The organism is Pseudoalteromonas sp. SR45-5, assembly GCF_014163565.1.
GTDB lineage: Bacteria > Pseudomonadota > Gammaproteobacteria > Enterobacterales > Alteromonadaceae > Pseudoalteromonas > Pseudoalteromonas distincta.
Window position 1 is genome coordinate 1 of record NZ_JACJDN010000066.1, and the last position, 10,392, is coordinate 10,392.

Sequence of the window (10,392 nt, forward strand, 5' to 3'; positions counted from 1 at the left end):
TTCGATACCGTCGTCAAAAGCGTAAACAACCTTTTATGGGGAGAAGGGCAAGTACTTATTTATATACTCTTGTTTACGGGGGTATGGTTTTCAGTACGACTAAAAGCAATTCAAATACTTAAATTTAAACATATGTTTAGCCTTTTAAAAGGCAGTAGCAAATGTAAAAAAAACGACATTTCATCATTCCAAGCATTGTGTACAGGGCTTTGCGCACGAGTAGGCACTGGTAATTTAGCCGGTGTGGCTGTGGCAATTTCACTTGGCGGCAGCGGTGCAATATTTTGGATGTGGGTAATAGCCATATTGGGTATGGCTACAGGCTTTGCTGAAAGCGTACTTGGGCAAGTATATAAAGTGCGCGATAGTGGCGGCGAGTTTAGAGGCGGCCCTGCATATTATATTCAACAAGGTTTGGGTAGCCGAGCATTTGCAATTGTGTTTGCCGCGTGTTTGTTTTTAGGTTACGGCTTTACGTTTAGCGCAATGCAAACTAACACAATTACCGACGCACTTAATTACGCGTTTGAAGTTCCTACATTTTATTCAGGCCTGGTCATTACCGTACTAGCCGGCTCAATTATACTCGGTGGCTTTAAAGCAATTGCCCGATTTGCAGAGCGTGTTGTGCCAATAATGGGCATTGTGTTTGTACTTGCTGCCGTAATTATTACTATTATAAATTTCACGCAAGTACCTGCCATGCTTAAAGATATATTTTTATCGGCGTTTGGTTTACAAGAAGCTGGGGCTGGTGCAATGGGCGCAGCCATTAAAAACGGTATACAACGTGGTTTATATTCTAATGAGGCCGGTGCAGGTAGTGTGCCGCATGCTTCAGCAAGTGCCAGCCCTATTCCTAATCACCCTGTAACGCAAGGTTACATACAAATGCTAGGCGTATTTTTCGATACAATAGTACTGTGTAGCTGTACCGCGGTGATCATTTTATTAGCCGATATAGACATAAGCGGTGAAATGGAAGGCATTCGTTTAACACAAAGCGCGATGACCGCTCATTTAGCACAAGGTGGTGTTTACTTTGTAGCAGCCGCTATAACCTTATTTGCTTTTACATCGGTAGTGGCAAACTACGCCTATGCAGAGAGCAACTTGCACTTATTTAAGCTCGACAACAAAGTAGGGCGCGGCATTTACACTTTGCTTTATTTATCAATGATGTTGTGGGGCGCGTCGGCCACCTTAAAAGAAGTCTGGGATTTAGCCGATATTGCCTTAGGGTTAATGACAGTGGTTAACGTTATCGCTATTATACTGTTAACGCCGACTATTTTGTCTGTTACGAGCGATTACCACGCACAAAGAGACAAAGGTTTAGAGCCCGAATTTAAAGTAAAAGATGTAAAAGTACAGGGCAAATGCGAAGACGGCATTTGGGACTAGTTCAGCACACTTAACTACAAAAAGCGGTTTTATGGCAACATAAAACCGCTTTTTACTTTGCATAAATATTCACTTTCAGTATTGTAAAAATAACAGAAGCAACCAAAATAAAAGGCACAATTTTTTAGATGATCGAGATTCACGCAGGGAAAACAGCGGCTAAAATTATTAACGAACAGGGCTTTAAACCTGAACTTTTCACCTCTTTTTTAGGTGCAAGTGGCGGTCCTAAATGGTTTACATTATTTGGGTTAGATAAATATATTTTTGGTGAATTTTTTAAAAACCGTACCCAACCACTTAATTTAATTGGCTCATCTGCCGGCGCTTTTCGCTCTGCGTGTTTTGCACAAAACGATCCCGTTGCTGCCATTGAGCGCTTAGCAAAATCGTATTCGCAAACGCGATATTCAAGTAATAAACCAACACCAAGTGAAATAACAATAAAAGCGCGCGCATTACTTGAAGATGTTTTTGGCGATAACGGCGTAACCGAAATTATAAATAACCCAATATTTAAAGCGCACTTTATAGTGGCAAAATCGAATGGCTTTATTGCCAGCGAAAATAAATTAATACAGTTAATGGGTTTATCAAAAAGTTATATGTTAAACCGCGTTAACCGAAAATTATTAGGCTCGCAGTATGAGCGTTTTATATTTGGCCCAGCAACAAGTGACTTATCAATTACCGATACCTACAATTTTAAAACACAAAACATAGCGCTTACTCAAAATAATTTAAAAGACGCGTTACTTGCATCGGGTTCAATACCACTTGTTATGCAAGGCATAAAAAATATTGAAGGCTCGCCGCAAGGAATATATCGCGATGGCGGAATAATTGACTACCACTTTGATTTAAAAATTAATAACCCAGGCTTAATTTTATATCCGCATTTTAATAGCGAGCCAAAAGCAGGGTGGTTCGATAAAAATTTAAAACGCAAAGTATCACCTCTTAATTACGATAACGTGGTTATGATTACTCCATCAAAAGAATTTGTAACAAGTTTACCGTACGGAAAAATCCCAGACAGAAACGACTTTACCGATCTTGATGCAGATACACGCATTAAATATTGGAATACTGTTTTTAGTGAAACTGAAAAGTTGGCTGAGGCGTTTGATAACAAGGTAAATAAAAATAATATTAGGTAATAGTTAAACCATAACATTCTCTTTCTGAGTTATATATCCTATTAAAGCATTGATAAGCAACACACTGATTATAATTTCTCAGCATATTCAAATCATTATAGATTGGATCATATATCACAGTCTTTTTCATACGCTTATGAACATCGATAATGTCTTTCGAGGTTGAAGTATCTATGTGTGAGAAAATATAACGAATAAAGCTATTTGAACTTAAGTTGAAATCAAAATTTATAGAATTATTATTAGTAATAGGCTCACTAAAGCCTCGATCAGATAAGGCACAAGTTTTTTCTGAATAAGTGTAAACATAAACGAATAAAAAGTTATTTTTACTTTCAAACATATCTTTAACAACATCTTCAATTAAAACTCTGCCAGTATTATTAACAGGGTTTAGTAAAAGAAAAATTATTGAAAGCCAATCCTTATATTCTTTATTAGTTATGTTATATAAATTACAGATATATGCTGAATGAGGTTGATTACCTGTTAGTATTTTCTGAAACTTTGAATTTTCTATTGGGTCTAAAGGTTGAAGATATTTCAAATCAGGAAAAGTATTTATAACTTTTCTGATTGAATGTGGGTTTCTTATGAAGTTTAAAAATTTGGTAAAAAATATATTTGTAATTTCGATAGATACGTTTCTATTATTCTCAGATATCTTTTTAAGTAATGAATTTGTATTTTGTAGTATTTTTGATTCGTATTTATAAAATAGAGATTCGAAATTATACCTAAGAGAATTATCCAAAATATCAAAGCTGAAAATATCTATATCTTTTAGGTTGTTACTTATCTTTATACCTTTTTTATTCTCTAGAGAAAACTCATAATTATTTCTATCTTTAATACTAAAACTGTAAATTTTCATATTTGAATCATTACTAGCATAAGGATTAATAGCATTTAACTTTTGCTCAGCTTGAGATATAAAATGATGCTTTTTACTTTTATCAATTAGACTCATATGGTTACAGGAATTATAAGATGACTTAATTAGTATTATATTATAGGAATTGAAATAGAAGTCTACTACAGTTACCACCCATAAATTACGTTATGTTAAATTGGATGGGTTTTAATAAAGCGAGCGTGATTATTCAAACCAGCTCGCTTTTAGGAGAGTAATTTGGAGGTTAATTAAGCTCTGAATCAACCCAAAACTTGGTACCTTTTAATACAGCTTGTAGTGCAAGGCCATTTTCGGTTACAGAATATACAGTCACTTGATCTGCAATCGCTTCGGCAACCAGTGCACCGCCTTTATCTTCATATTTTGCTGCTGCATCAGCGTTTCCGCCAAATGCCCAACCGTGTTCAATAAATCTATTTAGTGCAGCTTGGTTATGAAAAACCATTACAACGTTAAAATCTTTTACACCTAAACCAAGCCCTAAACCGGCTTCACCCATATTCATGTAAGTCGATTTACCAGTAAGGTTATTTTTAACTACGCCGTAACCGCCACCAAAACTGGCTAAAACAACATTTACGTTCGCGTTATCAAAAACAGCGTAACCAGCCGAATTAGCAATTTGTTTTTTAACATCAGGTTTTTCAGCGTATAATTTATCTAATGTATTTGTTTTCATACTTTGTACAAGTGAACGTTTTTCGCTTGGTGATGCACTACCTGTAGTAGCACACCCAGTTAACGCAACAGTTAAAGCAAGTATGCTTAGTGTAATTAGTTTTTTCATAATGTTTTCCTTAATAAGATATAGCAACCAACAACCATAGAATAATCACGGTATTAAAATAATTAGAGCTTTACTATGTCCAATACTAGACAGTATCGGACTTTAACGTTATTCTGTAAGCCTATTATTTAATTGAATATTTATACATTATGCTTGTTGCTTTGGTTGATACGTTAAAACAATTAAGATATCAAATTGCCCATCTAGATGACGGTACTCTAAATTCAGAATACCCAGAACTTGCATCCTTTATACAGGAAGTTGGCTTGACTGTAACTGAATCAAAAGCCGATCTGACATTCTTATATCAGTTTTTATATGTTTATGGCAGAAAATCAGAAGCTACTTATAGCCGTTTTCGAAATGAACTTGAACGCTTTTATTTATGGTCGTGGTTAATAGCAGAAAAATCAGTATTCGATTTAAAGCGTGAAGATATTGAAGCTTACGTTGATTTTATGGTTGAACCTGATAAAGAATGGGCTGCAACTTCAGTGCAATGGCGTTATAAAGATGAGCAAGGAGTTCGTAGATTAAATCAAAATTGGCGCCCTTTTATGCTAAAAGAATCGACTGCCAGCCAACAAACTTTATCGGCCATGTTTACTGCCTTAAATGTATTTTATAAGTTTGCCCTACTCGAAGAAAAAACATTCGCGAACTTTGTCCCTGTTGTTAAAAAAAATAGCCCGTATTTAGTGGTTCAATCACAAATTCAAATTCCTGATACATTAAGTGATATTCAATGGGAATACGTTTTTGGTGTAACGCGTGATTTATGCGAAGATAACCCTGATTTAGAGCGAAACTTATTTACGCTTGCCTGCTTAAAAGGTCTTTATTTACGAATTTCAGAATTATCTGAGCGCCCACAATGGTCGCCGGTAATGTCTCATTTTTGGCAAGATAATGATGGATTTTGGTTTTTACGTATAATGGGTAAAGGTAATAAATTACGAGATGTAACTTTAAGTGATGATTTTGTTGAATATTTAAAACGATACAGATTATATCGAGGGCTACCTGCCCTTCCTCGGGTTGATGAATCTGAGCCGTTAGTTCATAAAATTCGCGGTCAAGGTGGTATGACCGTAAGGCAAATTAGGCGTTTAGTTCAACAAAGTTTTGATTATGCTCAGCAATCATTACTTGATGATGGTTTTAAAGATGACGCTGAACAACTTGGCGCTGCAACTGCACATTGGCTTCGTCATACTGGCGCTACACATGATGCGCAAACCAGACCGCTTAAACATTTATCAGAAGATTTAGGTCATTCTAAAATTGCGACTACCGATCAAATTTATATTCAAACAAATATTAAAGAGCGAGCAAAATCAGGACTTAAAAGGAAAATTTAATGGAGTATTTAGTAATAGCATTTATAGGCGGACTATTTTTAATTTATTCTTTAACACTTCGCCAGTTAGAAAAAACAGAAGTAACAGGTCCAATGTTTTTTGTTGTCGGCGGGATATGTTTAGCTTTTATGCTACCCAACGAAGGGGATAAAATAAAAGAAGGCGTTGATCTTTTATTACCATTTATAGAGCTTACGCTAAGTATATTTTTATTTTCTGATGCAGCTAAATCAAAGTTAAGTGTATTAAGGCATAGTTTTCAGTATCCTAGTTTACTGTTGTTTGTTGCCCTACCCTTAACTTTGTTACTTGGTATTGCTGTTGCTTTATTTTTCTTTGCTGAGCTTTCACTTATTCAAGCGGCGTTGCTCGCAATTATTTTAACGCCTACCGATGCGGCATTAAGTAAAGGGTTACTAGCAAGTACACAAGTGCCTGAAAAAATACGTGAAGGGATAAATACTGAAAGTGGTTTGAACGATGGATTATGCGTACCCATATTTTTAATATTTATATTACTCGCTAAAAATCCTAACTCAGCTATTACTGCAACACAAACATTAAGTGTGTTTGGCCGAGAGCTTGGCCTGGCTTTATTAATAGCTATTACAAGTATCGCTGTTTTTATACCGAGTTTAAACTTTGCAATGAAACGTCATTACTTTGCACAAAATACCAGTCCATTTTTATTACTCGGTTTTGCTATGGCTGTGTTTTCTGTCACTCAGTATTTTCACGGCAGTGGATTTATTGCGGTGTTTATTGCAGGCTTATTATTTGATAAATTTTCGACCGAAGAAGTTAGAACAGAATTAATTGAGGACTCAGAGCATATCGCAGATTTCACATCGTTAATGATTTGGTGCTTGTTCGGGTTTGTTTGTGCTTACTTAGTTATTCCTAAATTAAATACTGAAATTATAATTTACGCTTTGTTAAGTACAACATTGATTAGAATAATTCCAGTTATGCTGTCTCTGCAGTTTACGGCATTGAGTATTAAAGAGCGTTTTACATTTGCGTGGTTTGGACCAAGAGGTTTAGCATCAATTGTTTTTACATTGATGGTGATAGATACGCAAATAGAAAACAAATATCAAATAGCGACGATAGCAATGACGACTATTTTGTTTAGTGTATTTATACATGGTATTAGCACTAAACCTATTGCAGATAGCTTTGTTAAAAAGTAGTTTTTAAAAAAGTTATTTAAATTAGATAATTAAAATAATAGATTTAAAAAAGGCATAACGATTACTTTCATTATTGATGAAGTTAATTGTTACGCCTTTTTTGCTTAAGAACTAATTTAATAAATCTATTTAAGCACTCTTATTTTATAAAGTTACTTAAGAACCTGTGCTAGTAATTCAATTGGGTGTTTTGGTTTAAATTGTTCAAAACGTTTAACTTGGCTACGACAAGAAAATCCCGTAGATAAAAGTTGCTCTGGTTTATTTTTATCTACAATTGGTTTCCAACTCATTTCGTAAAGTGCACGTGAGTTATCTTGATTTTGTGCTTCGTGGCCATAAGTCCCCGCCATTCCACAGCAACCTGTATTTGTTGTTTTTAATGTTAAACCAATATCACTGAAAATTGTTTGCCAAACATTTGCCGCTTTTGGCAGTGCAGTTGTTTCAGTACAGTGACTCAGTAATGTAAATTCGGTATCTGTATTTTGTTTTGCGCTTAGTGATTTAAACGATTGTGTTTGTAACCATTCATGGGCAAGTTGCACATTAAATACACCACGGTTATTTTCTAAAATTGTATTATATTCATCGCGGTAGCACATAACGAGTGACGCATCTAAACCGACTAACGGTGCATTGATATCATTTAATTTATTTAAAAACTCAGCTGCATTTTTAGCTGTAACTTTAAATTCATGCAAAAAACCTTTTACGTGTTGCGGTTTACCATTTGGTTTAAAAGGTAATAGCATTGGTTTTTTGCCAAGTTGGGTTATTAAAGTAATAAAACTTTCTACTAATTCCGCTTCGTAAAAGCTCGTAAATGGGTCTTGTACTATTAATACATATTCACTTTGTTGCTCTGCATTTAATTTATTTAATAAATCAAAATCAAATTTTTGTGTTTTAGTAATACGCTTTGAAAGTGCAGGAATACTTAACTGTGGTGTATCAACATAGCCAACTGTTTTTTTAATAACATTGCTTACTAATGATGTTTTAACAATTGGGTTTATAACTTTTGCAAACTTTGCCATTAATGGCGCGCTGTTTTCTATGTTACCAACAAGGTAATCTTTTAGCGGACGCGCATAATAACTATGATAATAATTTAAAAAGCGCGAACGAAAAGTAGGAACATCTACTTTAATTGGGCAAGCAGTTGTACATGCTTTACATGCTAAACATTCATCCATTGACGCTTTTACTTCGTGAGAAAAGTCGTAAATACCTTTTCGTTTTTCGCGGCTGTGAACAAAACGTTCCCACCAGGTGATTACTTCACCTTTGTTAAGCTGCTTTTCTACTTCGAGTAAATCTACATTTTTTGACTCTTGTAAACGAAGCCATTCGCGCATTAAACTTGCGCGTCCTTTTGGTGAATTACGACGATCGCCAGTTACTTTATACGATGGACACATAGGTGAATTTTCATCGTAATTAAAGCATATGCCATTACCATTACAGGTCATTGCATTGTTAAAACTGGTTTTAACTTCTATTGATATTTGCTTATCGAAGTGCGATCTCTTTTGTCCATCAACACTAACTAGTGAGTCTTCACTATCGATAGGAGTGCATATTTTACCGGGGTTGATGCGGTTGTTAGGATCAAAAGCTGTTTTTATTTTACGAAGTTGCGTATATAAATGCTCACCAAAAAATTCAGGACTATATTCACTTCGGTAACCTTTACCGTGTTCGCCCCACATTAAACCACCGTACTTAGCGGTTAGTTTTACTACCTGATCTGAAATAGTTCTAAGTAGTTTCTCTTGTTCTGGGTCGCACATATCAAGTGCTGGGCGTACGTGTAAAACCCCAGCATCAACATGGCCAAACATACCATATTGTAAATTATGGCTGTCGAGTAATGCTCTAAATTCGACAATATAATCTGCTAAGTTTTCAGGGGGTACAGCGGTGTCTTCTGCAAAGGCGAGTGGTTTTTGACTGCCTTTTACATTACCTAATAAACCCACAGACTTTTTACGCATTGCGTAAATTTTAAGTATATCGCTTTTATCACTGGTTAACTGATAACCAATAACGCCATTAGTTTGATTTGCTACGCATTCGTCTAGAAGTTTACAAAGCGTGTCTACTTTGTCTTTTATATCATCGTTTGATACTGCATTAAACTCGACCATGTTAAGGCCTTGCATATCTTTATTTGGTACGTCGGTTATTAAGTCCGATACTAAATTCCAAATAATGTCTTCACGCGCTAAGTTTAAAACTTTGCTATCAACGGTTTCTACCGATGTTGCGCGTGCATCAACTAAAAATGGTGAATGACGAAGTGCTGAATCAAAACTATCGTACTTGATATTTATAAGGGTTTTAAATTCAGCAATCGGTGTTAGGTTTAATTTAGCTTCAGTTACTATACCTAATGAGCCTTCTGAACCTGTTATTAGTCGGCTCATGTCAAAAGTAAGTAAGTCATCACTTAGCACATGCTCTAGGTCGTAGCCGGTTAAAAACCTATTTAACCGTGGAAACTTAGCTAAAATAGCTGCGCGTTCATTAACTGAAATATCTAAAACTGTTTTATATAAACTACCAATTAGAGAGTCTTGCTCGGCTATAATTTTTGCTTTGTCGATGTCTATTGGTGAGGTACACATAGGTGTGCCATCGACTAAATAAGTTGTAAGCCCTAAAACATGATCGCTTGTTTTTCCGTAAACTAACGAACCTTGCCCAGAGGCGTCAGTACTTATCATGCCACCAATAGTTGCCCTGTTACTGGTAGATAAATCGGGCGAGAAGAAAAAACCATAAGGTTTTAAAAAGTCATTAAGTTGATCTTTTATTACGCCGGTTTGAACGCGTACCCAGCCTTCTTCTACATTTATTTCGAGGATTTCGCGCATATAGCGAGACAAATCTACAACAATACCTGGTGTTAACGATTGACCGTTAGTACCTGTTCCGCCACCACGAGGGCCAAAAGTTAAAGATAAAAATGGGTCGCGAGATGCAGTTTGCAGTGCGAGTTGAATATCTTTTTCATTTTTTGGAAAAATAACACCTTGGGGTATTTCCTGATATACACTGTTATCGGTTGAAGCAGTAATACGCGTTGCATAACTTGCATCGGTATCTCCACTAAAACCTTGGCTTGCAATGGTATTTAGGTAATTTGCGACAAGTTCTGTCGCGGCATCTTGCTGTGTAATTGTTGCTATCATGACGGCGATATTTTAGGGCATTTGACTAATTATATCATGGTGATGGCGAATAGAAATTGAAGATTTTACAGTTTGTAACACTCTTTTAGTCGATTTTAATGCAGCTTAAATTATACTCAAGTTAACGAGTAATGAGGTGTGTTATATGAAAAAATTACTATTACAGATCAGTGGCGTGCTATTTATTTTACTAGGGTTATTTTTTGCGGTTGTACCAGGACCATCACTTATATTTTTTATGGCGGGTTTATTGTGTTTTTCGTTTTATTACCCTAAAGCGCGACATTACTTATCACTTTGCCAAAAGGCGTTAACTAAATCATGTGCTTATTTAGATAAAAAAATAGCCCGTTAATTTAACTTTTAATTGG

At 35.5% G+C, this 10,392-nt stretch carries 8 protein-coding genes; 5 read left to right on the forward strand and 3 right to left on the reverse strand.

Translation table 11 applies throughout. The features are described 5' to 3' along the window. The coding region (locus tag H5072_RS04305; RefSeq protein ID WP_182692816.1) for a sodium:alanine symporter family protein at positions 1–1,404 on the forward strand (1,404 nt) is incomplete at its 5' end. A gap of 128 nt (positions 1,405–1,532) precedes the next feature. Further along, complete coding sequence (locus tag H5072_RS04310) at positions 1,533–2,564, forward strand: patatin-like phospholipase family protein (protein ID WP_182692817.1); 1,032 nt, start codon at positions 1,533–1,535, stop codon at positions 2,562–2,564. On the opposite strand, the gene H5072_RS04315 is transcribed toward H5072_RS04310, so the two are convergent. Then, positions 2,557–3,534 (reverse strand): hypothetical protein, encoded by a 978-nt coding sequence (locus tag H5072_RS04315; RefSeq protein WP_182692818.1) that lies wholly within the window; start codon positions 3,532–3,534, stop codon positions 2,557–2,559. The two genes, H5072_RS04310 and H5072_RS04315, sit on opposite strands and share 8 nt — an antisense overlap. Before the next feature lie 169 nt (positions 3,535–3,703). Continuing rightward, positions 3,704–4,267 carry a YSC84-related protein gene (locus tag H5072_RS04320; protein ID WP_182692819.1) on the reverse strand — a complete coding sequence of 188 codons (564 nt, stop codon included), beginning with the start codon at positions 4,265–4,267 and terminating at the stop codon, positions 3,704–3,706. A 149-nt stretch (positions 4,268–4,416) separates the two neighbouring features. Here H5072_RS04320 and H5072_RS04325 point away from each other — a divergent pair, with 149 nt between their 5' ends. Beyond that, a complete protein-coding gene (locus H5072_RS04325; RefSeq protein ID WP_182692820.1) occupies positions 4,417–5,628 on the forward strand; it encodes a tyrosine-type recombinase/integrase in 1,212 nt (403 codons plus the stop codon). Then, positions 5,628–6,821: a sodium:proton antiporter gene (locus H5072_RS04330; protein ID WP_182692821.1), complete on the forward strand. Its 1,194-nt coding sequence runs from the start codon at positions 5,628–5,630 to the stop codon at positions 6,819–6,821. Before H5072_RS04325 ends, H5072_RS04330 begins: the two co-directional genes overlap by 1 nt. Before the next feature lie 152 nt (positions 6,822–6,973). Here the strand turns inward: H5072_RS04330 and H5072_RS04335 are convergent, their stop codons facing one another. After that, positions 6,974–10,021: an FAD-binding and (Fe-S)-binding domain-containing protein gene (locus tag H5072_RS04335; RefSeq protein WP_182692822.1), complete on the reverse strand. Its 3,048-nt coding sequence runs from the start codon at positions 10,019–10,021 to the stop codon at positions 6,974–6,976. 145 nt (positions 10,022–10,166) lie between these two features. Here H5072_RS04335 and H5072_RS04340 point away from each other — a divergent pair, with 145 nt between their 5' ends. Then, the gene (locus tag H5072_RS04340; protein WP_182692823.1) at positions 10,167–10,376 is read left to right on the forward strand and encodes a PGPGW domain-containing protein; all 210 of its coding nucleotides are present in this window, start codon (positions 10,167–10,169) and stop codon (positions 10,374–10,376) included. Positions 10,377–10,392: the final 16 nt, after the last annotated feature.

Excerpts from the sequence above, each read along its gene's own strand:
- H5072_RS04310 (WP_182692817.1), top strand. The coding sequence starts at position 1,533 with ATGATCGAGATTCACGCAGGGAAAACAGCGGCTAAAATTATTAACGAA.
- H5072_RS04315 (WP_182692818.1), bottom strand. The coding sequence starts at position 3,534 with ATGAGTCTAATTGATAAAAGTAAAAAGCATCATTTTATATCTCAAGCT.
- H5072_RS04320 (WP_182692819.1), bottom strand. The coding sequence starts at position 4,267 with ATGAAAAAACTAATTACACTAAGCATACTTGCTTTAACTGTTGCGTTA.
- H5072_RS04325 (WP_182692820.1), top strand. The coding sequence starts at position 4,417 with ATGCTTGTTGCTTTGGTTGATACGTTAAAACAATTAAGATATCAAATT.
- H5072_RS04330 (WP_182692821.1), top strand. The coding sequence starts at position 5,628 with ATGGAGTATTTAGTAATAGCATTTATAGGCGGACTATTTTTAATTTAT.
- H5072_RS04335 (WP_182692822.1), bottom strand. The coding sequence starts at position 10,021 with ATGATAGCAACAATTACACAGCAAGATGCCGCGACAGAACTTGTCGCA.
- H5072_RS04340 (WP_182692823.1), top strand. The coding sequence starts at position 10,167 with ATGAAAAAATTACTATTACAGATCAGTGGCGTGCTATTTATTTTACTA.